24 protein-coding genes are annotated in these 25,763 nt (G+C 43.1%); 6 read left to right on the forward strand and 18 right to left on the reverse strand.

Annotated features, from left to right (window positions below):
* Window positions 1-39 precede the first annotated feature (39 nt).
* From pcaF to paaA, 10 genes are read right to left on the reverse strand one after another with little or no spacing between them, the layout of a single operon-like run.
* A complete protein-coding gene (pcaF, locus tag FVA72_RS01055) occupies window positions 40-1,242 on the reverse strand; it encodes a 3-oxoadipyl-CoA thiolase (protein WP_004262928.1) in 1,203 nt (400 codons plus the stop codon).
* Entirely contained in the window at window positions 1,239-1,679 is a 441-nt protein-coding gene (gene paaI / locus FVA72_RS01060; protein ID WP_004262926.1) for a hydroxyphenylacetyl-CoA thioesterase PaaI, read from the reverse strand. Before paaI ends, pcaF begins: the two co-directional genes overlap by 4 nt.
* A complete protein-coding gene (locus FVA72_RS01065) occupies window positions 1,676-3,226 on the reverse strand; it encodes a 3-hydroxyacyl-CoA dehydrogenase (RefSeq protein WP_110592699.1) in 1,551 nt (516 codons plus the stop codon). Before FVA72_RS01065 ends, paaI begins: the two co-directional genes overlap by 4 nt.
* A 2-nt stretch (window positions 3,227-3,228) precedes the next feature.
* Window positions 3,229-4,023, reverse strand: a complete 795-nt coding sequence (gene paaG, locus FVA72_RS01070) for a 2-(1,2-epoxy-1,2-dihydrophenyl)acetyl-CoA isomerase PaaG (protein WP_110592698.1) — start codon at window positions 4,021-4,023, stop codon at window positions 3,229-3,231.
* Between the two features lie 2 nt (window positions 4,024-4,025).
* Complete coding sequence (gene paaF / locus FVA72_RS01075; RefSeq protein ID WP_110592697.1) at window positions 4,026-4,799, reverse strand: 2,3-dehydroadipyl-CoA hydratase PaaF; 774 nt, start codon at window positions 4,797-4,799, stop codon at window positions 4,026-4,028.
* Between the two features lie 8 nt (window positions 4,800-4,807).
* A complete protein-coding gene (paaE, locus tag FVA72_RS01080; RefSeq protein ID WP_110592696.1) occupies window positions 4,808-5,866 on the reverse strand; it encodes a 1,2-phenylacetyl-CoA epoxidase subunit PaaE in 1,059 nt (352 codons plus the stop codon).
* Window positions 5,867-5,876: 10 nt separating this feature from the next.
* Window positions 5,877-6,386, reverse strand: coding sequence for a 1,2-phenylacetyl-CoA epoxidase subunit PaaD (gene paaD, locus FVA72_RS01085; RefSeq protein WP_094960839.1), 510 nt, complete (start codon window positions 6,384-6,386; stop codon window positions 5,877-5,879).
* A 4-nt stretch (window positions 6,387-6,390) separates the two neighbouring features.
* Window positions 6,391-7,149: a 1,2-phenylacetyl-CoA epoxidase subunit PaaC gene (gene paaC, locus FVA72_RS01090; RefSeq protein WP_110592695.1), complete on the reverse strand. Its 759-nt coding sequence runs from the start codon at window positions 7,147-7,149 to the stop codon at window positions 6,391-6,393.
* A 10-nt stretch (window positions 7,150-7,159) separates the two neighbouring features.
* Window positions 7,160-7,447 carry a 1,2-phenylacetyl-CoA epoxidase subunit PaaB gene (gene paaB, locus FVA72_RS01095; protein WP_004262911.1) on the reverse strand — a complete coding sequence of 96 codons (288 nt, stop codon included), beginning with the start codon at window positions 7,445-7,447 and terminating at the stop codon, window positions 7,160-7,162.
* Between the two features lie 31 nt (window positions 7,448-7,478).
* The gene (gene paaA / locus FVA72_RS01100; protein WP_036958609.1) at window positions 7,479-8,417 is read right to left on the reverse strand and encodes a 1,2-phenylacetyl-CoA epoxidase subunit PaaA; all 939 of its coding nucleotides are present in this window, start codon (window positions 8,415-8,417) and stop codon (window positions 7,479-7,481) included.
* A gap of 323 nt (window positions 8,418-8,740) precedes the next feature.
* On the opposite strand from paaA, the gene paaZ reads away from it, so the two are divergent.
* Together paaZ and FVA72_RS01110 are read left to right on the forward strand one after the other, a co-directional pair.
* A complete protein-coding gene (gene paaZ / locus FVA72_RS01105) occupies window positions 8,741-10,804 on the forward strand; it encodes a phenylacetic acid degradation bifunctional protein PaaZ (protein WP_036958608.1) in 2,064 nt (687 codons plus the stop codon).
* A 50-nt stretch (window positions 10,805-10,854) separates the two neighbouring features.
* On the forward strand, window positions 10,855-11,664 hold the full coding sequence (locus FVA72_RS01110) for a class I SAM-dependent methyltransferase (protein ID WP_226616998.1): 810 nt from the start codon (window positions 10,855-10,857) through the stop codon (window positions 11,662-11,664).
* Window positions 11,665-11,683: 19 nt separating this feature from the next.
* Here the strand turns inward: FVA72_RS01110 and FVA72_RS01115 are convergent, their stop codons facing one another.
* The 3 genes from FVA72_RS01115 to proP all read right to left on the reverse strand — a co-directional run bounded on the left by FVA72_RS01115 (window position 11,684) and on the right by proP (window position 15,252).
* On the reverse strand, window positions 11,684-11,995 hold the full coding sequence (locus FVA72_RS01115) for a monooxygenase (protein ID WP_094960835.1): 312 nt from the start codon (window positions 11,993-11,995) through the stop codon (window positions 11,684-11,686).
* A gap of 79 nt (window positions 11,996-12,074) precedes the next feature.
* On the reverse strand, window positions 12,075-13,517 hold the full coding sequence (phrB, locus tag FVA72_RS01120; RefSeq protein WP_110592694.1) for a deoxyribodipyrimidine photo-lyase: 1,443 nt from the start codon (window positions 13,515-13,517) through the stop codon (window positions 12,075-12,077).
* Window positions 13,518-13,749: 232 nt separating this feature from the next.
* Window positions 13,750-15,252, reverse strand: a complete 1,503-nt coding sequence (gene proP / locus FVA72_RS01125) for a glycine betaine/L-proline transporter ProP (RefSeq protein WP_110592693.1) — start codon at window positions 15,250-15,252, stop codon at window positions 13,750-13,752.
* 822 nt (window positions 15,253-16,074) lie between these two features.
* Between proP and poxB the strand changes: the two genes are divergently transcribed.
* Window positions 16,075-17,799, forward strand: a complete 1,725-nt coding sequence (poxB, locus tag FVA72_RS01130; RefSeq protein ID WP_004262892.1) for a ubiquinone-dependent pyruvate dehydrogenase — start codon at window positions 16,075-16,077, stop codon at window positions 17,797-17,799.
* 63 nt (window positions 17,800-17,862) lie between these two features.
* Here poxB and FVA72_RS01135 read toward each other — a convergent pair whose 3' ends face one another.
* Window positions 17,863-18,762, reverse strand: a complete 900-nt coding sequence (locus FVA72_RS01135; protein WP_110592692.1) for a DNA-3-methyladenine glycosylase family protein — start codon at window positions 18,760-18,762, stop codon at window positions 17,863-17,865.
* Window positions 18,763-18,913: 151 nt separating this feature from the next.
* On the opposite strand from FVA72_RS01135, the gene FVA72_RS01140 reads away from it, so the two are divergent.
* Genes FVA72_RS01140 through FVA72_RS01150 form a run of 3 tightly spaced genes read left to right on the forward strand, consistent with a single transcriptional unit; the run spans window position 18,914 to window position 20,363 of the window.
* Window positions 18,914-19,426, forward strand: a complete 513-nt coding sequence (locus FVA72_RS01140) for a DUF2569 domain-containing protein (protein WP_004262890.1) — start codon at window positions 18,914-18,916, stop codon at window positions 19,424-19,426.
* A 40-nt stretch (window positions 19,427-19,466) separates the two neighbouring features.
* A complete protein-coding gene (locus FVA72_RS01145) occupies window positions 19,467-19,820 on the forward strand; it encodes a DUF488 domain-containing protein (protein ID WP_110592837.1) in 354 nt (117 codons plus the stop codon).
* An 18-nt stretch (window positions 19,821-19,838) separates the two neighbouring features.
* Window positions 19,839-20,363 (forward strand): DUF2569 family protein, encoded by a 525-nt coding sequence (locus FVA72_RS01150; protein WP_004262888.1) that lies wholly within the window; start codon window positions 19,839-19,841, stop codon window positions 20,361-20,363.
* Between the two features lie 42 nt (window positions 20,364-20,405).
* Here FVA72_RS01150 and FVA72_RS01155 read toward each other — a convergent pair whose 3' ends face one another.
* The 4 genes from FVA72_RS01155 to glpG all read right to left on the reverse strand — a co-directional run bounded on the left by FVA72_RS01155 (window position 20,406) and on the right by glpG (window position 25,762).
* Window positions 20,406-21,977 carry an ATP-binding cassette domain-containing protein gene (locus FVA72_RS01155; protein WP_110592691.1) on the reverse strand — a complete coding sequence of 524 codons (1,572 nt, stop codon included), beginning with the start codon at window positions 21,975-21,977 and terminating at the stop codon, window positions 20,406-20,408.
* Between the two features lie 353 nt (window positions 21,978-22,330).
* Entirely contained in the window at window positions 22,331-23,836 is a 1,506-nt protein-coding gene (gene glpD / locus FVA72_RS01160; protein ID WP_110592690.1) for a glycerol-3-phosphate dehydrogenase, read from the reverse strand.
* Between the two features lie 293 nt (window positions 23,837-24,129).
* A complete protein-coding gene (locus FVA72_RS01165) occupies window positions 24,130-24,888 on the reverse strand; it encodes a DeoR/GlpR family transcriptional regulator (RefSeq protein WP_004262881.1) in 759 nt (252 codons plus the stop codon).
* 28 nt (window positions 24,889-24,916) lie between these two features.
* Window positions 24,917-25,762 (reverse strand): rhomboid family intramembrane serine protease GlpG, encoded by an 846-nt coding sequence (gene glpG / locus FVA72_RS01170; protein WP_036958607.1) that lies wholly within the window; start codon window positions 25,760-25,762, stop codon window positions 24,917-24,919.
* Window position 25,763 lies beyond the last annotated feature (1 nt).

Genomic DNA, 25,763 nt, shown 5'->3' on the forward strand with positions numbered 1-25,763 from the left:
CGGGTTTTCAGGCTGCTTTTATTTGTATTAAGACGTTGTTCAGACTCGTTCAATAATCATTGCTATCCCTTGGCCAACACCGATACACATGGTGCATAATGCATAACGCCCCTGCTTGCGGTGCAGCTCATTGATAGCGGCAATAACAAGCCTTGCTCCACTCATTCCAAGTGGATGGCCTAACGAAATGGCTCCCCCGTTAGGGTTAACGTGTGAGGCATCATCAGGTAAACCAAGCCCCCTTAAAACGGCGAGTGCTTGAGCGGCAAAGGCTTCGTTTAGTTCAATAACATCCATTTGTTCGATGGTGAGCCCTGCCATTTTTAATACTTTTTGCGAGGCAGGAAGTGGACCGATCCCCATCAATCTTGGCTCAACGCCGCAAGTGGCTGTAGCGATGATACGAGCCCGTGGTGTTAGCCCTTGCTGCTTGGCAATAGTGCCGGATGCGATAATCAGTGCGGCAGCTCCATCATTAACACCAGAAGCATTACCTGCCGTTACAGTCCCGTTATCGCGAAACGGGGTTTTTAGTTTTTGTAATTGTTCAAATGTCGTTTCTGCTCTTGGATGCTCATCTTCACTGACGACGTATTCATTTTGACGTTGTTTAACCGTGACAGGGATGATTTCTTGCGCAAAAATACCGTTAACTTTTGCAGTTTCAGTACGCTGTTGACTGCGTAATGCAAAAGCATCTTGGTCTTCACGGCTAATTTGGTAGGTTTCAGCCACATTTTCCGCAGTTTCTGGCATCGAATCTGTGGAAAACTGTTGTTCCATTAGCGGGTTGATAAAGCGCCAGCCAATAGTGGTATCAAATACTTGCGCTTGGCGTGAGAATGCAGATTCTTGTTTGCCCATGACAAACGGCGCTCGGCTCATGGACTCGACGCCTCCGGCAATCATGAGCCCGGACTCACCAGATTTGATACTTCTTGCCGCTAATGCAATGGCATCTAGCCCAGAACCACATAGGCGGTTAATGGTGGTACCAGAAACTGAAACAGGGAGCCCGGATAACAGTCCTGCCATGCGAGCTACATTACGGTTGTCTTCTCCTGCTTGGTTTGCGCAACCTAAAATGATGTCGTCAGTTAATGACCAATCGAGTTGCGGGTGCCTTTCCATTAAGGCTTTTAATGGCACTGTGGCAAGGTCATCAGGACGTAATGGTGATAAAGCGCCACCGTAGCGGCCAATTGGGGTGCGGACACCATCACAAATAAACGCATCTATCATGATTGTTCTCCTGTTAAACGATGGCCTAACCGATGAGAGCGACCGTGAAATAGAGCGAGTGTTTTGCCATCTTGGTTAGTTATCTCGACTTCATATAAGCCGTTACGTTTGCCTTGGTGTTTCATCGTGGCAGTGGCAGTCAGTAAGTCACCTTCAAAACCGGGACGAATAAAATCAATGGAACACATTGAGGCAACAGCGGCATGCCCTTGGCTATTACAGGCGTAGGCAAATGCAGTGTCGGCAAGGCTAAATAATTGCCCGCCGTGGCAGGTTTTATGGCCGTTAAGCATTTGTGCTGTGATAGGCATCTTCAATTGCGCAAAGCCTTCTTCGACTTTTTCAATGGACATACCCATAGCTTTTGCACATGCATCATCACGGTACATAATGTGAGCTGATTGCTGGGCCAGTGTATCGTTTGGCAGTGAAATCATGGTTGCTCCTTGAAAGATAAAGATTGATAACCGGCTGCTAATTGCCTTAAAAGTGGGTTTGGCCGATAACGGCTGTCGCCATAAAACTCTGCTAAATTTTCAAGTACGGACAGCACGCGTTGCCAGCCAAGTTGCATCCCCCAAGCGAGTGGGCCTTTGGGGTAATTCACACCAAAACACATGGCATTATCGGTATCTAACGCAGTTGCTATTCTCTTATTGACGATATCTAATGCCTCATTGCACAACATCGCGACCGTTCTCATGGTTAACAGCGCAGGGTAGTCTGGTAATACAATCACGTGTTTGCCTAATGATTGAAAAAATGCGATTGCTTGTTGGTTTTGCTGCGTATTATTTTGTGCTGCACAGCTTATCGTGATGGCTTTTGCTGTAAGGTAATTTGCTGACAAATCAAAATGTACGACCGCTTGTTTTTGTATTTGCGCATGTGATGACGCCAATTCACCATTCGTTAACATAATAATAACGTCATTAACAATAAGTGTTGGGAATTGTTCGGAATGTTGTGTTAATCCTTCGAGAGAGATCCCATTTTCAGTTAAAAGCTGCGCAAACTCAGGAAATATCTGCCAATCGCCATGAGCTTTTATGTTTAGAGGCCGGTCAAGGTGAATTTTTTCTGCGACTAAAGGTAAAGGCTGGGGTTTATTATCATCATAATGATAAAATCCTTGCTTCGATTTACGGCCTAAATGACCCGCTTGGACTAATTCCAATTGCATTAATGAGGTTTGAAAGCGTGGGTCATACCCAAAGGCCTGAAATACCGATTCAGTCACCGCATAGTTCACATCATGACCAATTAAATCTGTTAGTTGTAATGGCCCCATAGCGAAACCACCGGCGTCACGTATGGCGCTGTCTAATGTGGCAGGGGACGCAATTTGTTCTTCAAGGGCACGCATTGTTTCTGCGTAGAAAGGCCGAGCCACACGGTTGACAATAAAACCAGGGGTGGAACGGCAAATCACTGGCACTTTTCCAAATGATAGCGTCAATTCTTTTAGCTGTTTTATCACCGTATCTGATGTTTCTAGCCCGCGGATCACTTCAACCAATTTCATCACGGGAGCGGGATTAAAAAAGTGTAATCCTGCAAGACGTTCTGGATGAGTTAATTGTCTACCGATTGCGGTAATTGATAACGATGAAGTATTACTAGCAAAAATGGTTTTTTCGTTACAAATGCCTTCAAGTTCACTGAAAATGGTTTGCTTTACCTCAAGTTTTTCAGCAACAGCTTCTATTACCAATTGTGCTTCTGAGAGCTCAGGTAAACTTTGCGCAACGCTAATGCAGTTAAGCAGTTCTTTTGTTGCTACAGCTTGGGCTTTTCCTTGCTCCACGCGCTTATTGAGCCGTTGAGTCATTTCGGTAAGGGAGTGACGTAAAACCTCTTGGTTAACATCAAACAACAAGACACGTAAACCCGCGCTCGCGGCAACTTGCGCAATACCAATACCCATAGTGCCTGCGCCAATAACGGCGACGGTATTGATGGCTAAATTCAAAGGTAAGGTCATGATTATCTTCCTTTAAACTGGGGTTCACGTTTATTTAAAAAAGCACTAACTCCTTCACGATAATCTTCACTTCTCCCGCCAAGGCGCTGTAAGTCGCGCTCAAGGTTGAGTTGCTCATCAAGAGTGTTAGTTGCCGCGGCATAAATGGCTTTTTTGATAAGCCCTAAGCCATAAGTGGGTTGGGTCGCAAGGTGTTGCGCAAGCTGTTGAGTGGTATTAATGAGTTTTTCATTTTCAGTGACTTGCCAAATCATTCCCCACTGTAATGCTTGCTCCGCACTTATTTTATCGCCTAATAATGCCATCCCCATTGCCCGTGCATGGCCGACTAATTGAGGTAAAAACCAACTCCCCCCTGAGTCAGGAACCAAGCCAAGGCGGCAAAAAGATTGAATAAAACTGGCACTTTTTGCGGCAATGACAATATCACCAGCGAGTGCAATGGCGGCTCCTGCACCCGCTGCAACACCATTGACCGCGCAAATAATTGGTTTTGGTAATGCGGTTAGGCGACGGATCAAGGGGTTATAATAAGTTTCAACAGAGAAACCGAGATCAGGAACTTCACTACCCACGCTCACATTGCGATCATTCAGATCTTGTCCGGCACAAAATCCACGGCCTGCGCCAGTGATCACTAAACAGCGTACGGTTTCATCGCGTTCTGCTATTTTGATTACTTCACTGAGCTGACGATGCATTTCATCGTTAAAACTATTCAGCCTATCGGGGCGGTTGAGAGTGACGGTGAGAACCCCATTTTCTAAAGTAGTGAGGATCATTGCTTCATTGGTCATGATTATTGTCCTGTAAACTGAGGTTTTCGTTTTTCGAAGAATGCCTCGATCCCTTCACGTCGATCGTTGGTACCCGCTAAAGTCACAAAATATTGGCGCTCAAGCTGTAACCCCTCAGTAAGGTGGTTTTCTTGAGAATGCACCAGTGATGCTTTCGCGGCTTGTACCGCTAAAGGCGCATGCATCGCGATGCGCTCTGCCAGTTTTTGGGCGCGTTCTACCACCAATTCATCCACACAAATCTCACTGATTAACCCTGCTTGCAACGCGTGTTTTGCATTGATTGGTTCACCCGTTAGTACCATTTGCATGGCGAGGGATTTGCCCACCGCGCGGATTAAACGCTGCGTTCCTCCCGCGCCTGGCATTAAACCCAGAGTAATTTCGGGTAAGCCGAAGCGAGCGGACTCACCGGCAATGATGATGTCGCTGGCGAGTAATAATTCAAAACCTGCCCCTAGTGCATAACCATTTGCAGCAGTAATAATAGGTTTTGATATCATGGATAACCTGCGCCAAACTTGTGGGCGTTTATCGGTGATCGCATTCGCAACGGTTTGTTGCTGTAGTTCTTTAAGGTCGGCACCGGCTGCGAAAAAACGTGGATTTCCGGTGATTACGATCGCACCGACCTCATCATTTATTTGTGCTTGTTCGAGGTGCTGAACGAGCAACTCTAAGCAGGCGGTGTTCAGAGCATTACGCACTTCAGGTCGGTTTAACGTGAGTGTCAAAACGCGGTTATGTTGTTGTGACAAAATCCAGTGGTTTTCCATTACAGCTCCTACACGTCAAAGTCTAAAACAACACCATCGCCTTTTGGCCACGCTTGGCAGCTAAGAATGTACCCCGCAGCGATTTGGTCGGGTTCGAGGCTGTAATTGACCCCCATTTCCACTTCACCAGAGCGCAATTTACATTTGCAGGTTGCGCAAACGCCCCCTTTACAGGCGTAGGGCAAATCCGCACCTTGGCGCAGTGCGGCATCCAAAATACTGTCGTCTTGGCTATCCATGGCGATATCCATCGTTCTGCCATCAAGTTGAATACTGACTTGACGTGTTTCGCTAGTTATAGCTGTTGCGGGTTTGAATTTAGCGCCTGAAGTATTGAAACGCTCGGTGTGAACATATTCCTTTGGCATGCCATAGCCGACTAAAGTGTCATGCACCTCATCCATCATGCTGTCGGGCCCACAAATAAACGCTCGGTTAAATTGTTTAAAATTTAATAAGGTGTTATTTAAGGCGCTGAGCTGTTGTTGGCTAATCCTGCCGCTGAGTAGTTCGCTATCTTGCTGTTCTTGGCTGAATAGGTAGAGAACTTGGAAACGTGTTGCAAAACGGTTTTTTAGGTCTGCGATGCTTTCTTTAAACATCACTGAGCGGCTATTTCGATTACCATAAATCAACACAAAACTGCTTTTGGGTTCAGTTTGTAATGTGGCTTTAATAATGGAGAGCAATGGTGTGATCCCAGAGCCAGCAGCGACGGCAAGGTAGTGTGCGTGGTTATCTGCTTCTGGCTGATAGCCAAATTGCCCTTGCGGAACCATCACATCAAGGCTATCGCCAACTTGTAGCTCTTGGTTAACGAAATTAGAGAAACGCCCCTCGTAAATGGCTTTCACCCCAATTTTTAGCGTGTTTTCATCCGGTGAGCTGCAAATGGAATAACAGCGACGTAGGTTTTCACCATTAATAGAGGCTTTTAATGTGAGGTGTTGCCCCGGGCGGTAATGATATTGCTCTCGTAATGCATCGGGTACGTTAAAAGTAATGGCGACAGCATCAGGGGTGTCACGCTCAATGGCAGCAATACTTAAACGATGAAATACAGTCATATAGGTGCCCCTAAATACATTTAAAGTAATCAAACGGTTCTAAGCATTCAGTGCATCGATACAATGCCTTGCATGCAGTGGAACCAAATTCACTAATTTTTTCGGTCTGCTCGCTGTCACAACGTGGGCAACGAACCGCACCTTTGTGTTCTGGGTGCTCGCAGGACGTACCTTGTGGTGGTGCGATACCGAATTCACGCAAGCGTCTTTTTGCATCTTGGTTCATCCAATCTGTTGTCCACGCAGGGGTTAACAGAATTTCGATATCGATATTTGAAAAACCCGCATTACCTAGAACAGTTTTAATTTCATTGAGTAAAAATTCAGTTGCTGGGCAACCTGAATAGGTAGGTGTAAAAATAACTTTCCAACCCTGAGCCGCAGGTAGCACATTGCGGATCATGCCAAGATCAGTAATAGAGAGTGCGGGTAGTTCAGGATCGGGTATTTGGTGGAGCTGTTGCCAGATCTGGTGAACCTGGGGCGATTGAAGTTCGCAATGTTGCAGTCTCTGTTCCATAGCATCACCACTGGCAGTTCGGGTAAGCGCGTTGCACAAACTGCAATTGTGTTAATAACAAGCCCAAATGTTCAGTATGGCTGCCTTGCTTGCCGCCTAAGCGATACGCTTTTTTCTCCGGCACAGTGAGGGTCGCTTCAGTGAATGTTTCGTTAATGGTGTTTAACCATGCGGCTTGTAAAGAACGTGGGTCAACAGCGATGCCTAATTCGCTAAGTGCGACTTCAACGTTATCAGCATGGAAAAGTTCGCCAGTAAAACGCCATAACTCATTGACTGAACGTTGGATTCGTTGATGACTTTCTTCACTGCCATCCCCTAAACGGATCATCCAACCACGGCTAAAACGCAAGTGATAAACGGCTTCTTTGAGGGATTTCTCAGCAATGGCAGACAGTTGTTCATCACGGCTATGAATTAGTGCTTCATATAATGGAACATGATAAGCATCCATAAAAAATTGGCGCACTAAAGTGTCATCAAAGCCATTGTTGGGTTGCTCAACCAGTAATAAATTGCTGAATTCTCGTTCATCGCGCAAAAAAGCAAGGGTGTCTTCATCGCACTCAGTTCCTTTTAATTGCGCGGCATAGTTCAAAAAGTTACGCGCTTGCCCTAGCAAATCTAAGCCGATATTGGATAACGCAAGGTCAATTTCGAGCTCAGGAGCATGGCCGCACCATTCGCACAGGCGCTGCGCTAAAATTAAGGGGGTATCGCCAAGTCGTAATGTGTAATGGTGGAGCTGTTCTTGTTGGTTCATGGCAAGCTCCTTACATGTTTTTGATACCATCAGGGATGGTATAGAAGGTTGGGTGACGATAGACTTTGGTATCCGCAGGGTCGAAGAAGGTGCTTTTATCTTCGGGCTGTGAGGCAATTAAATGTGCGGCCTTCACCACCCAAATTGAGCAGCCTTCGCTACGCCTTGTATATGCATCGCGGGCATTCTCCAGTGCCATTTGGTCATCAGCCGCATGTAAACTGCCGACATGACGATGCGCAAGCCCTTGCTTACTACGGACAAAAACTTCATATAAAGGCCAATCTTGATTGCTCATGGTATTTTCCTTTTTGTAAAATGGTCAGTGATTAAGCCGCCGTTTTAACGGATTTTTGTTTGCGGCTATGTGCCATTGCACCTTCACGTACCCATGCGCCGTCTTCCCACCCTTTGCGCTTAGCGCTAAGGCGCTCGTGATTACAAATGCCATTGCCTTTAATAACTTGATAAAACTCTTCCCAGTCGATTTCACCAAAGCGGTAATGACCAAGTTCTTCATCCCAAACCAGATCAGGGTCAGGGATCGTCATACCTAACGCTTCCACTTGCGGAACGGTGTTATCAACAAACTTTTGCCGTAGCTCATCATTACTGAAGCGTTTGATTTTCCAAGCCATGCTTTGAGCGCTGTGCGGGGAGTCCGAATCGTTGGGGCCGAACATCGTGAGAACGGGCCACCAAAAGCGGTTTATCGCATCTTGCAGCATCGCTTTTTGCTCATCGGTGCCTTCTGCAAGTGCCATAACAGCTTCATAACCTTGGCGTTGGTGAAAACTTTCTTCTTTACAGATTTTCACCATTGCTCGTGCATAAGGGCCATAAGAGGCACGGCACAATGCAACTTGGTTCACAATTGCCGCACCATCGACAAGCCATCCAATCACTCCTATGTCTGCCCAACTTAATGTCGGGTAGTTAAAAATGGAGGAATATTTCATTTTTTCATCAAGTAACTTTTGGTAGATATCTTGACGAGAGCAACCGAGAGTTTCGGCAGCGCTATACAGGTATAAACCATGACCTGCTTCATCTTGAATTTTGGCCAGTAAAATCGCTTTACGGCGGAGTGTTGGGGCTCGAGTCAGCCAATTCGCTTCTGGTAGCATGCCGACGACTTCTGAATGGGCATGCTGACCAATTTGGCGGATAAGATTTTGCCGATACGCATCGGGCATCCAGTCCTTGGGCTCGATGGAAATATCTGCTTCGATTTTGGCTTCGAAGTTAGCCTGATTATGCTCGCTCATTGATTTTTCCATTAAGTGATTCGTTAATGTTATTTTTTATTAAAATAGTGAATCATGTTTATTTAACATCAATGCTAGGAATTGTTAACATAAAGATCAATATTCATTAACCTTGTTTTGCGATGTACTTCACAATTAATAAGTAAAATTAAAGAAAAAACAATTAGTTAAATTTATTGCTTTTTGTGTGGTTTTAATGGAAATAGGCATTTTATATAAAATTGTTCTTAATTTGTTAAATTTAAATTAGCTTCTATGATTATTTTTATGATACATATTTGTCATCTGATTTGAATTGATGTTTTTTATTTCTGGAGAGGAATATGCAGCATTTAACAAGTTACATTATGGGAAAATGGGTACAAGGTGAGGGCGAAGGGCGAAAAATTCACCATGCGCTAACGAATGAAACCTTATATACGGTGACGACTGAAGGGTTGCCGTTAGCTGAAAGTTTGCAATATGGTCGCCAAGTGGGGGGCGAAATATTGTCAGCGATGACATTCCAGCAACGCGGGCAAATGCTTAAGGCCCTAGCAAAATACCTACTGGAACATAAAGCGCAGTTATATGCGATTTCGGCACAAACTGGCGCAACCAAAGCGGATAGCTGGGTGGATATTGAAGGGGGAATTGCCACATTGTTTTCTTATTCGGGGCTCGCTAACCGTGAGCTACCAGATGACACGATTTGGCCTGAAGATGAAATGATCCCGTTATCAAAACAAGGGCAATTTATTGGCCATCATATTTTAACATCTCGCCGTGGCGTTGCCCTGCACATTAATGCATTTAACTTCCCGTGCTGGGGTATGTTAGAAAAACTGGCTCCAACATGGCTTGCTGGCATGCCTGCTATTATCAAACCAGCAACCGCCTCAGCACAGTTAACACAGGCGATGGTGAAGTTAATGGTTGATAGCGGCTTGGTACCTGATGGCGCAATTCAACTGGTTTGCGGTGGTGTTGGCGATATGTTTGAACACCTTGATTTTGAAGATGTGGTGACTTTTACAGGGTCGGCTAGTACAGGGCAAAAACTAAAATCGCATCCACGTATCATTGCCAAATCAGTGCCTTTTACAATGGAAGCGGATTCACTGAATTGTGCAATTTTAGGTGATGACGTCCAGCCAGAACAGCCTGAATTTGCTTTATTTATTAAAGAAGTCGTTCGTGAAATGACAGCGAAAGCGGGACAGAAGTGTACCGCGATTCGTCGCATTATTGTGCCGAAAAACCAGCTCGAAAATGTGAAGCAGGCGTTATTGAAACGTTTATCTGCCACAACAGTGGGCGATCCTGCGGTGGAAGGGGTTAGAATGGGCGCATTGATTAACTTAGAACAGCGCCAAGACGTACAAGAGAAGGTGAATTATTTACGTGATCATGGCTGTGATGTCCTATGTGGTGGGCAATTCGAAAAGCTGGATGTTATTGGAGCAGATAGCCAGTACGGGGCTTTCTATCCACCAACGTTGTTATATTGTGCAGAGCCGTTTAATTCGACTGCGGTACATGAAATTGAAGCTTTTGGCCCTGTCGCCACATTAATGAGCTATGACAATATCGAACAGGCGGTGCAGTTGGCGATTTTAGGTGGAGGTAGTCTTGCGGGGACGTTAGTCACTGCTGATGCACAAGTCGCGCAAACGGTCATTCGTGCGAGTGCGCGGGCACATGGGCGGATGCTAATTTTAAACGAAGCATCCGCCGCGGAGTCCACAGGCCACGGTTCACCGCTTCCGTTACTGGTACACGGCGGCCCAGGTCGTGCAGGTGGTGGTGAGGAGCTCGGTGGGTTGAGAGCTGTCAAACACTATATGCAGCGTACTGCCATCCAAGGTAGCCCTTCGATGCTAACAGCCATTACCAAGCAATGGATTCGCGGGGCAGACACTATCGCTGATGTGGTTCATCCATTCCGTAAGCATTTTGAAGACTTAGCGATTGGCGACACATTACTGACTGCAAGGCGTACCGTTACAGAGGCCGATATTGCTAATTTTGCTTGTCTCAGCGGTGATAATTTTTATGTTCACGTCGATAAAATTGGCGCAGCACAGTCGTTATTTGGTGAACGAATTGCGCACGGCTATTTTGTCGTTTCAGCAGCCGCAGGGTTATTTGTTGATGCAGGTGTTGGGCCCGTAATCGCCAATTATGGCATGGAAAGTTTGCGTTTTATTGAACCGGTGAAAATCGGAGATACCATACAAGTTCGCCTAACGTGCAAGAAAAAGATCAAAAAAACGCAAAAACTTGCTGAAGATAAACCCAATGGTGTTGTTGAATGGGATGTGCAAGTGTTTAATCAGGATGATACCGTTGTGGCGTTGTACAGTATTTTAACGCTGGTGGAGCGTCGTGTAGGTGATTTTCATTAGTCATTATACGATATGAATTAATTATTGAGCTAATAGGTGCATTTTCAATCATTTTCTGTTGTGATGAGTTACTAGCAACTGAATGTAGGGAAACAAAGATGAAAACGCACCACCAAGCGGTTTATCAACAATTTGACCAGCAAGCAAACTCGTATTTAACCAGCCAAGTTCATGCACAAGGTGAGGACTTACTTGTTTTGCAACAATTGCTACAAGGCTGTCAGGGTGAGGACGTGCTTGACCTTGGCTGTGGAGCAGGGCATGCCAGCTTCCATGCAGCGCCGCTGGTAAAGTCAGTGACGGCTTATGATTTATCGGACTCAATGCTCAATGTTGTGGCTAAAAATGCACAAGAACGTGAATTAAACAATATCACTACCTGCAAAGGGACTGCGGAGTCTCTACCGTTTGATGGCAATGGTTTTGACCGAGTGATTAGCCGTTATTCAGCACACCATTGGCATGATGTGGAACAAGCGCTACGTGAGGTGCGTCGAGTGCTCAAACCAGGTGGAAAAGGCATCTTTATTGATGTGGTATCACCGGGGCATCCATTATTGGATATTTACTTACAAACTGTCGAAGTGCTTCGGGATACTTCACACATTCGTGATTATTCCGCTGGAGAATGGTCTGGTATGTTTAATAATGCAGGGCTATTTGTTCAACGAGTACAAAGTTTCCGTTTAGCGCTGGAATTTACCAGTTGGGTCGAACGGATGCGTACACCAAAGGCACTCGTTGAGGCTATCCGCCACTACCAAGGAACATTAAGTGATGAGGTAAAAAGCCACTTTGCAGTACAAGCAGATGGCTCATTTACCTCAGATGTGATGTTGTTTGAATTTCAGTGCCAATAGCTATTTATTGCGCTAAAAATTATTGCGCTAAAAACTGCGCTTGGTTTAATTGGCTAAGCGCGTTATTTACCGCAAAAATTTCACCGCGAACATCAGGAACACCAAAGGATTTTAATCGTGCGCTGTGTTTGGTGAGGTAAGCTTGTGCATCAGCTTCTGAAGCAAACAAATACACACCACCTGCCATTTGTGTTTGTTGGTTTTCAGTCCAAATCTTCCAAATAAAGCCCGGCTCTTGGTTAATTGATTCCGCCAAATCATTCATTGCGGATGCCATTTCATCACCCCATGGCCCCTGATACGGAAAATCAACTTGTAAAATAACGCTCATATCTGCTCCTTATGATTGAAGCGTTATAGTAGTTCTTAAAGCAAATAATAACTTTGCTATTTATCGTATTTTAAACGATTTATTGCTTCAAACTATTACGTTTACCTGCCTCAAACGCAGCCAAAGTCGCTAACCGAGCTTGTTTATGGTCAACAATCGGCTCTGGGTAATTAAGCGCAGTGTTGCTGATCACAGCCCATTCATGAGGTGTATGAATATATTTGTCGGGGACTTGCTGCAATTCGGGCAACCAATGGCGAATAAAAGCCCCTTGCGCATCAAACTTTTTCCCTTGAGTGGTTGGGTTAAAGATACGAAACCAAGGGGAGGCATCAACGCCAGTAGAGGCTGACCACTGCCAACCGCCGTTATTTGCGGCTAGACTGCCATCAAGTAGTTGGCTCATAAAGTATTTTTCACCTTTGCGCCAATCAATCAGTAAGTCTTTGACTAAAAAGTTAGCCACAATCATTCGTAGGCGGTTATGCATCCAACCCGTTGCATTCAGTTGGCGCATAGCTGCATCAACAATAGGGTAACCCGTTTGCCCCGTTTTCCACGCTGCAAAATCCGTTGAAGAATCATTCCAATGAATGTGTTGCGTCCATTCAATAAATGGTTGGTGGTGGCATAGACGTGGAAACGCGACTAAAAGATGTGAATAAAATTCACGCCAGACTAACTCATTTAACCAAGTGAACGCCCCGCTATCTGGGTAATCCAACACTTGGGGATTTTCTGCTTGTAATCGATTGAAGCATTGGCGAGGGGACAGCACCCCCACCGCGAGGTAAGGTGATAATTGGCTGGTACCATCAATAGAAGGAATATCTCTATCGTTTTGATAATCGAAGACTTTCTGGGAACAAAACTGCCTTAGTCGCTGCAAAGCAGATTTTTCACTGGCAGGAAATTGCTGGGAGTCTTCAATTGGCTGGTGCGGAAATAATGGCAAAGCCTTATCGATGTTGATAGCGGCCGCTCGTTTTTCAGGGGCTCGCAGTGAACGGCAATCTGTCACGGTAAGTTGGGTGAGGAAGGCACGGCGAAAAGGGGTATAGACTTGATACATCTCACCTTTTTGGGTAGTTACGGAGCCGGGGGGCAGTAATAAATAGTCATCGAAAGCATGAATATGTAACCCATGTGGCTGGTTGATTAACCATTCGTCCCGTTGTTTTTCGTTCCATTCATATTGCCGATTAAAAAATAAGGCATCAGCCTGTTGCGCCTTTGCGTAATCAAGTACCCATTGTGCCGCATCGGTGAAATGGTTAACGGTTTGGCAAACCAGTGGAATACCAAGCTCTGCGAGTGAATTCTGCAGTTCAACAAGATTCTGGTGAATGAATGAAATTTGCCGTTCAGCCATATCATGTTGTTGCCACTGCTTAGGGGTTGCCGTAAAAAGGGCGATTACCTTTGCATTTGGGTCTGCGCAGGCGGAGGAAAGTGCTTTGTTATCAGTGACCCGTAGATCATTACGAAACCAGATAAGATGACAAACTTGTTTGGCTGCCATCGCCTCCCTCCTTGGTTGAAGTTTTTGTTGAAATTAAAACAAAGAGCCGTTTTACCGGCTCTTCAGACTGCTGACAAACATATTATGTTTGGCGGCAAGTCGAATAGGTTTTGAAAATAAACTAGGAAAATCAATTTATTGATTTTCGGCTGATAACACAAAGTGGGAAAAACCACGCTTTTATCCCGCTTTGTCAACAACCTTAAGAGCCGTTTTACCGGCTCTTTCATGTTTAATCTAATTTAGGGTGCTGATTGATTAAGGATTGGCGTTTTTTCTCAAGCTCAGCAATTTGTTGGTCAATATCTTCAACTTTCTGCTCAATATTGTCAAAGTACTCGCTAAGAATTTCTTTTGCCTCAGCTTTATCTGATGCCGCAGGTGTTGCTCCACGCAATGGCTTATTCGCCGTTTCTGGCATCCTGATACCCGTATATAAGCCGATTAAAGCAATCACGATTAAGTAATATGCAGGCATATATAAGTTAGTGGTTGATTCGACCAACCATGCCGCAACAGTCGGTGTCGCACCGGCAATTAATACTGAAATGTTAAAGGCAATAGCTAACGCACTGTAACGAATATGTGTCGGGAAAATCGCGGGTAAAATGGAAGCCATAACCCCTGTAAAACAGTTCAACAGCACCGCTAAAATTAATAAACCTAGGAAAATTAAGCCAACAGAACCACTGTTGATTAACATAAATGCAGGGTATGCCAATAAAATCAGACCGACACTACCGGTAATAACAAATGGGCGGCGACCAATTTTATCACTGGTTAAACCGATAATCGGTTGAACAAATAACATACCAATCATAATTGCAATAATAATTAGCACGCCATGGTCAGTAGAGTAATTCAGATTGTGTGACAAATAACTTGGCATGTAGGTCAACAACATATAGTAAGTGACGTTAGTTGCGATAACTAAGCCAACACAAATCATCAAGCTTTTCCAATACTTAGTTGCGACTTCACGTACTGAGATTTTTGGTGGGTTTTGAATATTGGCTTTATCTTGTTTTTCTAACGATTCAACATGTTGTTGGAACGCAGGAGTTTCTTCCAGTGAATGACGTAGATATAACCCAATGATCCCTAACGGTAACGCTAAGAAGAACGGAATTCTCCAGCCCCAATCATGGAAGTTAGCTTCCCCAACGATACTGGAAATGAGTACTACGACACCCGCACCTAAAACGAAACCGGCGATAGAGCCAAAGTCTAACCAGCTTCCCATAAAGCCACGTTTGCGGTCTGGTGAATATTCGGCAACAAAGATGGCTGCGCCAGAATATTCACCACCTACCGAGAAACCTTGAGCTAACTTAGCAATTAATAACAGAATGGGTGCCCAGATACCAATGCTTTCATATGATGGAATCAAACCAATACAGAAGGTACTGACTGCCATGATGATAATTGTCATCGAAAGGACTTTTTGACGGCCGTATTTGTCACCTAAAATACCAAAAACGACACCACCTAATGGCCTAACTAAGAAAGGCACGGAGAAAGTGGCTAATGCGGCAATCATCTGTACGCTCGGTGATGCGTCCGGAAAGAAAACCTGACCTAGAACATAGGCTAAGAAACCGTATACCCCAAAATCAAACCATTCCATCGCATTACCCAGCGAAGCCGCGGTAATTGCTTTTTTGAGTTTACCGTCATCAATAATAGTAATATCACTAATATTTAACGGTTTTTCTTTTTTCTTCTTGAATCTCATGAAACCATCCTCTTATTTTAATTTCAATAATCGAAACAACAGCACTTAAGATATGGGTTTTCATACATCGGAAAATATAAAACCTTATTATTTAGAATAGACGTTGTTTACGCAATAGATAAGTTTTTAGTGTTTTTATGTCGCGCTGAAATAACAGGCTAAAATAGGTATGTAATAGGTAGAATAATGAGAGTGTCTGTCTTTAAAATACAGCAAAAAAGTCACCTTGAGTTAAAAAATACAGTACTAATACTACATTAATATCGAACAAATGTAAAATGTAGGTGCTTTATACTGATTCATGCGCCTTATTGGGATTTTATATTGGTAATATAACGATTGAATTTAATACTTGAAAAAATAGAACTTTGGGGATCAATTAGGTGAATATAAATTGTTTTAAATCAATTTAGTATATGTTTTTTTGGTGAGTTTTAGTCTGTCATAAATATATAAGGTTATTGATTTAATATGGTGGAAACAATGGTGTGACTGTGATGAATAATATATGTAGATAACTCCATCTTTTTATGATGTTCTTGTTTTGCTTAAGTTGTTAATAACTCGTCTATTTATTTATCTTGTTGCTATCCTCTTCTTTTGATAATAACGGTGGATTGTGCTGTTCTGTTTTATATTTAATTTGATGAGTAGGAATGAGGAATTTACTTAGTTACAATCAATCTATTATCGATATTGGGTTTGATATACGCGAGTATGACAAGATTCTACTTTGAATGTTGTTATGTTTCTAAAAGTACCTTTCATATTTTGAGCTGCAAGATATCAAGGGTATCACATCCGACTTAAAAGAGTGCCATTATGAAAAAACAGAGTGTTGCATCCTATATTGCAAAAGTACTTGATAATGCAGGTGTTAAACGTATTTGGGGCGTTACAGGAGACTCGTTGAATGGCTTAACCGACAGCTTGCGTCGTCAAGGCGCTATTGAGTGGCTAGGTACTCGCCATGAGGAAGTCGCTGCCTTTGCTGCGGGTTCAGAAGCTCAGCTAACTGGTAATTTAGCCGTATGTGCAGGCTCTTGTGGGCCGGGAAATATGCACCTTATTAATGGGCTGTATGATTGCCATCGTAATCGAGTGCCCGTGTTGGCAATCGCCGCTCATATTCCATCTAGCGAAATTGGTAGTAATTATTTCCAAGAAACCCATCCAACTGAATTATTCCGCGAGTGCAGCCATTATTGTGAAATGGTCTCTAACCCTGAGCAAATTCCACAAGTTCTTGGTATCGCTATGCGTAAAGCGATTCTGAATAAAGGGGTATCAGTCGTTGTGATACCAGGTGATATTGCGCTAAAAGATGCGCCAGAGTCCGCGAAAGAAACATGGTATCAACCACAAGCGCCACTGATTATGCCTCAGCGAAGTGAAATCGAAAAACTTGCTGAACTGCTGAATCAGTCTAAGAATATCACGTTATTCTGTGGTAATGGCTGCGCAGGTGCCCATGATGAAGTGGTTAAACTAGCAGAAACACTAAAAGCACCGGTAGTACATGCGTTACGTGGTAAAGAACATATTGAATGGGATAACCCATATAGCGTTGGGATGACAGGCTTAATAGGCTTTTCATCAGGTTACCACGCAATGATGAATGCAGACACGGTTGTTTTGTTAGGGACACAATTTCCATACCGTCCTTTCTACCCAAGCGAAGCTAAAATCATTCAGGTTGATATTAATGCAGGTAGCTTGGGCTCCCACTGCCATATTGATATGGGGCTGATTGGTGATATCAAAGCAACATTAGATGCATTACAGCCACATTTAGAGGCTAAACAAGATACAAAACACCTTGATGGCGCTTTAAAACATTATGCAGAGGCTCGAAAAGGGTTAGATGACCTCGCTAAACCGGGTCATGAGGGGTTAATACATCCTCAGTATCTTGCAACAAAAATTAGTGAATTAGCTGCTGATGACGCGATTTTCACCTGTGACGTTGGAACCCCGACAGTATGGGCTGCGCGCTACTTGAAAATGAATGGTAAGCGCCGTTTAATTGGCTCTTTTAACCACGGGTCAATGGCGAATGCGATGCCACAAGCTATTGGTGCGCAGGCCGTTGATAAAAAACGTCAAGTGGTTGCAATGTGTGGCGACGGCGGTTTCAGTATGCTAATGGGGGACTTTATCTCTCTTTCTCAAATGCAATTACCGGTAAAAATCATCATTCATAACAATGGCGTGCTTGGTTTTGTTGCCATGGAAATGAAAGTGGCCGGTTTCTTAACAGCGGGAACGGATTTACATAACCCTAACTTTGCAGCGATTGCGAATGCTGCGGGTATCAAAGGGATCCGTGTTGAAAAAAGTGAAGATCTAGACGGTGCATTAAAAGAAGCTTTTGCCCATGATGGGCCAGTGGTGGTTGATGTCCTAACCGCCAAACAAGAGCTGTCTATGCCACCAGAAATTGCGGCACAAGAAGCGAAAGGCTTTAGCTTGTATATGTTAAAAGCGATTATGAGTGGTCGCGGTGATGAAGTCGTTCAATTAGTGAAAACGAACTGGTTACGTTAAATCATTATTGTGAATAGTAGGAAAGCCCATTTCAGGTTATTGAAGTGGGCTTTTTAAAACTATTCAATAACCTGCGGCTGACTGGCTACGCCACAAATGGGCGGCAACCAGTGCACGCCATGGGGAAAATTGTTCCAACCATTTTTCCGTTTCTTTGGCGGAGGGCTGTTCTAATTTCGCAAGTAATGTTTGCAAATTACGTCTTACCGCCACATCTCCATGTAAAGAGCCATCTAAATAGTTGAATCCTCTAAGTAAAGCATAGCTCACAGTCCAAGGTCCAATACCTTTGATTTGTAATAATTGTTCAGTTATTTGATTCGCATTGGAATGAGTCACGTGCTGTGATAAATCAATTTGTTGATTTTCGATGGCGTCACAAAGAGCTCTGAGGGCGATAATTTTTCCCTTTGAAAAACCCGTTTGGCGCAGTATTTCGTCATCAACTAACCTGACTTGCGGAACATCGGGGAAACACCAAATACCTGAAGCATGTTGAATCCCCACGACTTGGATAAATCGCCGACGAATGGCGATAGCTGCATGGACACTAATTTGTTGCCCAATAATAGCCCAAACTAACGCTTCAAATGCACTAGCAGATTGATAAATCCGTAATCCTCTTTGTTTTTCAATGAGCTGTCCAAGTATTGGGGTTTCAAGGTAGCGTTTTTCGAACTCATCAATATTTTGTTTCAAACCAAGTACATGCTGTGCCAGTGTTAGTAAATCTTGCTCATTGATAATGATAGATGGAGAATCAATCGCTAATGAAATCGTTGCTTGTTGTTTTTTAAGTTCCAATGTCATTTTTGTTGCATGTTGTTGCCATATTATGCCTTTATGTAATGTATTTTCTTCTACTATTTCCGCGACATTGTGTTGATCTCTTAAATGAAAGGCAAAAAAATCACCATAAAGGTAATTGGTAGGGAGTGGTAACTGTGCGGTAAATATTTGCATAATGATGGCCTTGTCAGATTGTTCTTTATTAGCAATATAATTGTGAATTAGCGCATTTAGTTACTCATTTTTTGTTGAGTAGGTATGCTATCTTATACAGGGCTATTTATTTTGTATTGATATTATTTGTTTGTTTAATAAGGAAGTGTAAATGAAAACTGAAGGTCACAGTTCATCTCATGGCACTTCGGTACCATCACCACAACCAAGGCAGGAATTAAAAGGCATTGGTGGATGGCTTATTTTACCCATGTTAGGGATAATATTGTCCTTGATTATTTTGCCTTTTTCGATTTATGAGCAAAATGCTCAAGTGATTGAATATTGGATTGAATTAACAGACCCACAATCAAGTTCATTTATTCCATTATTTAAAGAGCTAATCTACTTTGAAGTTTTAGGTAACGTTATTTTATACGCCACCTTACTTTTCCTAAGTTATGTCTTTTTTACAAAGAAAAAACTCACAATTAAAATTTATATTTTTTTCCAGATCTTTTCTTTAGTTTTGACGGTTACGGATATTATACTCGCAAGTATTTTATTGGATTTAGAGGTTGAAGCCTCCGATATCAAAGATATTTTTCGGGCTCTAATTGCTTGTGCCATTTGGATACCGTATTTTTTAGTTTCAAGGCGTGTTAAAAATACTTTTGTAAATTAATAAATAAAATGCTGCGGTTTACTTATTGGGTAGGTAAATGATGATTAAATGCAAACGAGTTTATGACCCTGTTGACGATAATGATGGTTATCGCGTGCTTATCGATAGACTGTGGCCAAGAGGAATAAAAAAAACAGACTTACACCACGACTCTTGGAATAAAGACGTTGCACCTTCCAATGAGTTACGAAAATGGTTTCATCAGAACACAGATCAGTTTGCTCAATTTATCGAGCGATATCAGCAGGAACTTAATAACACAACAGCTTGGCAGGTATTGGTTTCACAAGCAAAACAAGGTGACTTAACACTGTTATACAGTGCTAAAAATACAGAACATAATCAAGCAATTGTACTCAAGGCATTTATTGAAGAAAAAATGCAAAGTAAATAGTAAATAAAGGTTATTTGAATGGATATTCAGCAATCAACCACGCAAACAGAGCCAGCAATAATATCACCAGAGGCTCAGCCGGTAGTTAAAAAGCCGTTACAGGGACTCAGTGGATGGTTAATTTTACCGGTTATTGGTCTGTTTTATATGTTGTACAAAACGGTCACGATGCTATTGCAAGAAATCTCGCAAGTACAAACTGCATGGTCATTGGCAACTGAAGCGGATTCTGATTTTTATATTTCAGGCTTTGCGACAGGTTTTTACCTCTTGCAACTAGGTTATGGTGTTTTAATTGCTCTATTTCTTTGGACGTTTATCGCTGCGGTTAAATGGAAAAAACAGGCGAAGTGGCTGTTTATCACCACCATGGTACTGTTTACTTTAATGGTATTAGTTGCTCGTTTTGTGTTCCCATATATATTTGGTTTGGAAATTAACTACTCAAATATTATTACCGCTATAAATGGCAGCTTCTATTGTGTGTTATGGATCCCCTACTTTTTAGTTTCTCATCGCGTCAAAAATACGTTTATCCATTAAAGCAGATGGCCACACCTAATTTGGCAGTGGCCTAGTAGACAGTTATTTATCAGAAAGATTTAGCGTATGGGTTATATTGCAGTTTGCAATAAAGGCGTCATCGTGAGAAACCAGTAAGAGTGTTCCTTGGTAGTCCTGCAATAGCGCTTCAAGTAGTTGTTTTGAATCCAAGTCTAAATGGTTATCCGGTTCATCGAGTAATAAAATAGCGGGTGGGTTCGGGCTATGCGTGAGCGCCAGTAGTGTTGCTTTTAACTGCTCACCACCACTGAGCTGCTGTAGTGGCAGTAATGATTTATCTCCTCGTATTCGCAGCATACCTAATTGCGTGCGCCACTGCTCTACAGTAAACAACGGTTGGTATTGATGAAGTGCTTCAGCGACAGGTAATGTCTTATCGAGTAAGTTGAGGTGTTGGTCTAAATAGCAAAATTCACCGCTTAGGCGGCACTCTCCTGAAGATGATGGCAATAGGCCAGCAAGCACTTTAAGTAGTGTTGACTTACCACAGCCATTACGCCCTTGAATATGCCAATGTTCTCCACTGTATATGGTGAATGAAAGTGGTGATGAATAACCGTAGGGCAAACGCAAGTCAGAAGCAAAAATTGTGACTTTATTACCTTCATTTTGATAGTTAATCGTCATTTTTTGCGGCTTGATATGGCGAGCTCTTTCTTGGTTTTCCTGTTGTTGGCTTTGCAGATTATCCATAACCCGTTGGTGCCGTTCTGCGACATTTGATTGCCTTTTCTCTGCACGGTTCTTTTGCATATCAAGTAGCAGTAAGGATTGCGACCCACCATAGCGAATTTTTTCCCCCTGTTTCTTGCGTTGAGCGGCTTTTTGTAATGTGGCCTGTTGCTGCTTTTTCTCTTGGTGAATACGTTTTTCTAAGCGCTCACTTTGTGCATCAATTGCGGCAATTTCCAAGTTTTTTTGGGTATCGTATAACGCATAATTTCCCCCATATTCGTGTAAGCCTTTTTCCGTTAATTCAAAAATAGCATCCATTTCGCCTAACAGAGTTCTGTTGTGAGAGATAACTAGGCAGCCAGCCAGATGCTCAGTAAGCTTTTGGCTGAGCCATTGCCGACTTTGCGTATCTAAATGGTTATCCGGCTCATCAAGTAGCAAAAAGTGATCTTGATGAAGAAATGCACGGCAAAGGGCTAGACGGGTACGTTCACCCCCACTTAAATGGGAGATAGGAGCTTCCATTGAGATAGCTAGCCCAGCAGAGTCCAATAAACTTTGCCATTGGGAAGGTAAATGCCATTTATCTTCCGTTAGTTCAAAATCTGCCAAAGAACCATTTCCTGCCTCAATGCGTGAAAATGCATGATAAAGTTCCTTGATGCCTAAGGCATCGACGAGTGTTTCGCCCGTTAGCCGAGTTAACTGCTCAACATAGATAAAGGGGAGGTTCCAATGTACATTCCCTTGTGTAGGGCGCAATTGGTTAGCAAGAATACGCATTAAAACCGATTTTCCTCTGCCATTATGGCCAATTAGAGCATTTTTTTGGCATGACAACGTCCCGCTTAGCGGTGGAAAAAGGGCGGTTTGGTTAAATTCAATATTGAGCTGTGAAAAGTGACAAGCTATCGTCATATGCACCTCCAAAATAATGAGGACAGACAACGTCGTTGACTTATCAAGAAGCGTCGATGAAAGCGGTTGCCTGCCAGGAACAGAAAAATGAATACCAAAAGGGTATTAGAAAATATTTTCTGGCAGTGCTTAGTTCATCGTGAGGCGTACCTGCGAAGTTGGGTGAGAAGTAAGGTCGCGTACATTATAAACAGATGGAATTGATTTGTGCAAATTATCGTGATTGGGGTTTTTCTGAAAGTCGTACAAACTAAAAATAGAAAAAACGGTTTAAAAATAGAAAAAGCCAGTCAACAATTGCAACTGGCCTTTTCCATTAACAACGAGATTTTATAACAACGAGATTTTTACGATTATGCAGAGGTGTGCTCTGACAACCCATTTTTTGCTAACCAATGAGCAATGTGCTGTTTTTCTTCTTCATTCAGCCACATACCCAATTTAGTACGACGCCAAATAGCATCATCCAACTCTGTTACCCACTCATGCTTGACTAAGTAACGTAATTCCGCTTCATAGACATTCGCAGAGAAGGCTTCACCGAGGTCGCTGAGTGAATTCGCGCTTTCAAGGATTAACTTACTGTTGCTACCGTAGGTTCTGGCAAAACGTAGCGCTAAGCCTTCAGGAAGCCATTGATAATGTTGACGTAATACACGTGCATAACCATCACGGTCACAACCTTCGATATCACCACCTGGTAACTGACCATTTTTAGTCCATGGGCTACCTGCATTTGGATAGTAAGTCGCTAACTTATTCACAGCAGCTTCCGCTAATTTACGGTAAGTGGTTAATTTACCGCCAAATACAGATAACAATGGCGCTTGGCCTTGTTCATCGTGAATATCCAATGTGTAATCACGAGTAATGGCTTGTGGTGAGTCTGATTCATCGTCGCACAGTGGGCGAACACCTGAATAGTCCCAAACAATATCACTCACGGTTAACTGTTTTTTGAAGTGATCGTTATACACTTTCAGTAAATAGTTAACTTCGTTTTCATCAATTTTGACGTCTTTCGGGTCGCCTTTGTATTCTACGTCAGTGGTGCCGATGATAGAAAATTCATCCATCCACGGGATAACAAATACAATACGGTTATCTTCATTTTGTAAGATGTACGCTTGTGGTTCATCATGAGCACGCGGAACGACAATATGGCTCCCTTTGATTAGGCGAATACCATAAGGTGATTTTAATTTCAGCCCATCATCAAAGAATTCTTTTACCCAAGGCCCTGTGGCGTTAACCAGCCCTTTTGCTTTCCATGTATGGGTTTCGCCTGTACGTAAGTCCTGAGCCTCAACAACCCATAAGCCGTTTTCACGGTAAGCGCGAGTCACTTTTGTGCGAGTACGAACCTCACCACTCTTGCGTACCACTTCTTGAGCGTTTAACACAACTAAACGCGCATCATCAACCCAACAATCGGAATATTCAAAACCTTTTGTTAGTTCAGGTTTTAGTACAGAGTTTTGGTTGAATTTCAGCCCCTTACTACTTGGTAAGCTGACACGTTTGCCTAAATGGTCATATAAGAATAGGCCAATACGGATCATCCAAGCTGGACGTAAATGAGGCTGATGAGGTAAGCGGAAGCGCATTGGGAAGGCAATATGCGGTGCTAATCGTAATAGCACTTCACGTTCTGCCAAAGCTTCGCTGACTAATCTAAATTCATAATGCTCTAAATAACGTAAGCCACCATGAATGAGTTTAGAACTCGCAGATGAAGTCGCACTTGCCAAGTCTTGAGCTTCGAGCAGTAATACCGATAATCCACGACCTGCAGCATCTGCTGCAATTCCAGCGCCGTTGATCCCGCCGCCGATGACAATCAAGTCTTTAGTTTCCATGCATCCCCCTGAGATGTTCGAAACACTTTCAATAATGTTCGTTTTCGCTCATTTGATTGTAGTCAAAATAGATAGTGATGCCAACTATTATTAATGAAAAAAATAACAACTGCGTGATATTGGTAACAATTTTTTTTCAATACCCACATATAAAGTATTGCTATTTACAAGAGGGAAAAGAGGGTTTCGCGCGAAAAAGAAAAAAACACCTGTAAGGTGGGGGACTATGGTGGGGAAGGGGACTAATGAACATGATGGTAGCTGGGACTACCATCATGAAGGTAACTATTTGATTAACAAAGCTCTAATTGAACATTATGTTGCTCAATCACTTTGAGAATGCTGTCTGGTGGCTGTTTATCAGTAAATAAATAGTCAATTAGGTTCATATTACCCAAATTAACCATCGCGTTACGACCAAATTTAGAATGGTCGGTGACAAGCATGACACAACGTGAATTTTCAATAATCGCGCGTTTGGTACGAACTTCGTGGTAATCGAACTCAAGTAATGAGCCATCCATATCAATACCACTGATGCCCAAAATGCCGTAATCTAACCTAAATTGGGAAATAAAATCGAGGGTCGCTTCACCGACAATACCGCCATCTCGTGATCGTACTTCACCTCCCGCTAAAATTAGGCGGAAGTCTTCTTTTGGCATCAGCAAGGTGGCGACGTTAAGATTATTGGTCACCACACGTAGGTTTTTATGGTTAACCAGCGCATGAGCAACCGCTTCAGGGGTTGTACCAATATCAATAAATAGTGTCGCACCATCAGGGATCTGGCTTGCAACATGCTGCGCGATACGCGCTTTTTCATCTGACCACATGATTTTACGGTCATTATAAGCTGCATTCACAGAACTTGAAGGCAGTGCTGCGCCACCGTGGTGCCGCTGAATTTTATTCTGTTCAGCGAGGTCATTGAGGTCTCGACGGATCGTTTGAGGGCTAACCTCAAAGTGTTCGACGAGTTCTTCAGTACTGACATATCCCTGAAGACGCACAAGCTCAACTATTGCATCATGTCTCTGGGTTTGTTTCACAGCGTTAGCCTCTAATTATTAAAATGTTTTATCTGGAGCTCTGGTGTTTAAAACTGTGCCTATTATCCCATACTCCCATCAATAAGCCGATAATTAACCCTGAAGTATGTGCGGCATTGGCAATATGCATACCTAAAACATCGAAGTAACCGAAAAAAAGCCAGATAATCGAGAATATCATTAACCCTCGAGGAACACTGATGCCACTTTCGGGACGACGTTCACCCGTTAACCACACATAGCTGACAAGGGCATAGACGACACCAGATAAGCCGCCAAAGTTGTTTTCACTAAACAGCGACTGCCCCCAGTTACTAAACAGCGCTGAGACCAGTAAGATAGTGAATAATTTACCCGTTCCGAGCTTTCGTTCTACTTGCCCAGCTAAAAACCACCAGAGCGCAAGGTTGAAACCAATATGTGATAGCGAAAAGTGCACCAATGCAGGACTAAACCAACGCCAAAGTTCCGTTTGTTGGTCGCCAATAGGCCATGCCAAATAACGTAGAACTTCTCGTGCATCAGTCATTTCTACCCAAAGATATACAACAATCGACAACAAAATAACAGCGATAGTTAAAGGGCCAGATTGTTCTTTAAGGTAACCCCAAGTTAGGTAATTGCGATATTGAAACTGGGTATCTGCGCTTCCCGTGTGCCAACTGGCTTCTAGGTAGCGAGGGTGATTTGGGTCTTGTAGAAAAATATCTAATTCTTTTTGGACTTGAGGTTGAAGTTGCTCATCTTCTAGCCAAAGCTCAAAGACAGCTTGTTCTTGTGATGGCTTTATTTTTAAGTGAATATTTTTGCTAGCCATATAGTCAACAAAGGCTTGCGCCATTCTGGGATTAGCAAAGGAGGTGATGTGGATCATG

The organism is Providencia sp. PROV061, from assembly GCF_011045655.1.
GTDB lineage: Bacteria > Pseudomonadota > Gammaproteobacteria > Enterobacterales > Enterobacteriaceae > Providencia > Providencia hangzhouensis.

Bases quoted from the DNA above. Each gene is read 5' to 3' on its own strand.
- FVA72_RS01065 (WP_110592699.1), bottom strand. From the start codon at position 3,226: ATGACCTTACCTTTGAATTTAGCCATCAATACCGTCGCCGTTATTGGC.
- glpD (WP_110592690.1), bottom strand. From the start codon at position 23,836: ATGGAAACTAAAGACTTGATTGTCATCGGCGGCGGGATCAACGGCGCT.
- paaC (WP_110592695.1), bottom strand. From the start codon at position 7,149: ATGAACCAACAAGAACAGCTCCACCATTACACATTACGACTTGGCGAT.
- FVA72_RS01140 (WP_004262890.1), top strand. From the start codon at position 18,914: ATGAAAACTGAAGGTCACAGTTCATCTCATGGCACTTCGGTACCATCA.
- pcaF (WP_004262928.1), bottom strand. From the start codon at position 1,242: ATGATAGATGCGTTTATTTGTGATGGTGTCCGCACCCCAATTGGCCGC.
- paaI (WP_004262926.1), bottom strand. From the start codon at position 1,679: ATGATTTCACTGCCAAACGATACACTGGCCCAGCAATCAGCTCACATT.
- paaE (WP_110592696.1), bottom strand. From the start codon at position 5,866: ATGACTGTATTTCATCGTTTAAGTATTGCTGCCATTGAGCGTGACACC.
- FVA72_RS01150 (WP_004262888.1), top strand. From the start codon at position 19,839: ATGGATATTCAGCAATCAACCACGCAAACAGAGCCAGCAATAATATCA.
- poxB (WP_004262892.1), top strand. From the start codon at position 16,075: ATGAAAAAACAGAGTGTTGCATCCTATATTGCAAAAGTACTTGATAAT.
- paaG (WP_110592698.1), bottom strand. From the start codon at position 4,023: ATGACCAATGAAGCAATGATCCTCACTACTTTAGAAAATGGGGTTCTC.
- FVA72_RS01145 (WP_110592837.1), top strand. From the start codon at position 19,467: ATGATTAAATGCAAACGAGTTTATGACCCTGTTGACGATAATGATGGT.
- paaD (WP_094960839.1), bottom strand. From the start codon at position 6,386: ATGGAACAGAGACTGCAACATTGCGAACTTCAATCGCCCCAGGTTCAC.
- FVA72_RS01135 (WP_110592692.1), bottom strand. From the start codon at position 18,762: ATGCAAATATTTACCGCACAGTTACCACTCCCTACCAATTACCTTTAT.
- glpG (WP_036958607.1), bottom strand. From the start codon at position 25,762: ATGATCCACATCACCTCCTTTGCTAATCCCAGAATGGCGCAAGCCTTT.
- proP (WP_110592693.1), bottom strand. From the start codon at position 15,252: ATGAGATTCAAGAAGAAAAAAGAAAAACCGTTAAATATTAGTGATATT.
- phrB (WP_110592694.1), bottom strand. From the start codon at position 13,517: ATGGCAGCCAAACAAGTTTGTCATCTTATCTGGTTTCGTAATGATCTA.
- paaA (WP_036958609.1), bottom strand. From the start codon at position 8,417: ATGAGCGAGCATAATCAGGCTAACTTCGAAGCCAAAATCGAAGCAGAT.
- FVA72_RS01155 (WP_110592691.1), bottom strand. From the start codon at position 21,977: ATGACGATAGCTTGTCACTTTTCACAGCTCAATATTGAATTTAACCAA.
- paaF (WP_110592697.1), bottom strand. From the start codon at position 4,799: ATGGAAAACCACTGGATTTTGTCACAACAACATAACCGCGTTTTGACA.
- FVA72_RS01115 (WP_094960835.1), bottom strand. From the start codon at position 11,995: ATGAGCGTTATTTTACAAGTTGATTTTCCGTATCAGGGGCCATGGGGT.
- paaB (WP_004262911.1), bottom strand. From the start codon at position 7,447: ATGAGCAATCAAGATTGGCCTTTATATGAAGTTTTTGTCCGTAGTAAG.
- paaZ (WP_036958608.1), top strand. From the start codon at position 8,741: ATGCAGCATTTAACAAGTTACATTATGGGAAAATGGGTACAAGGTGAG.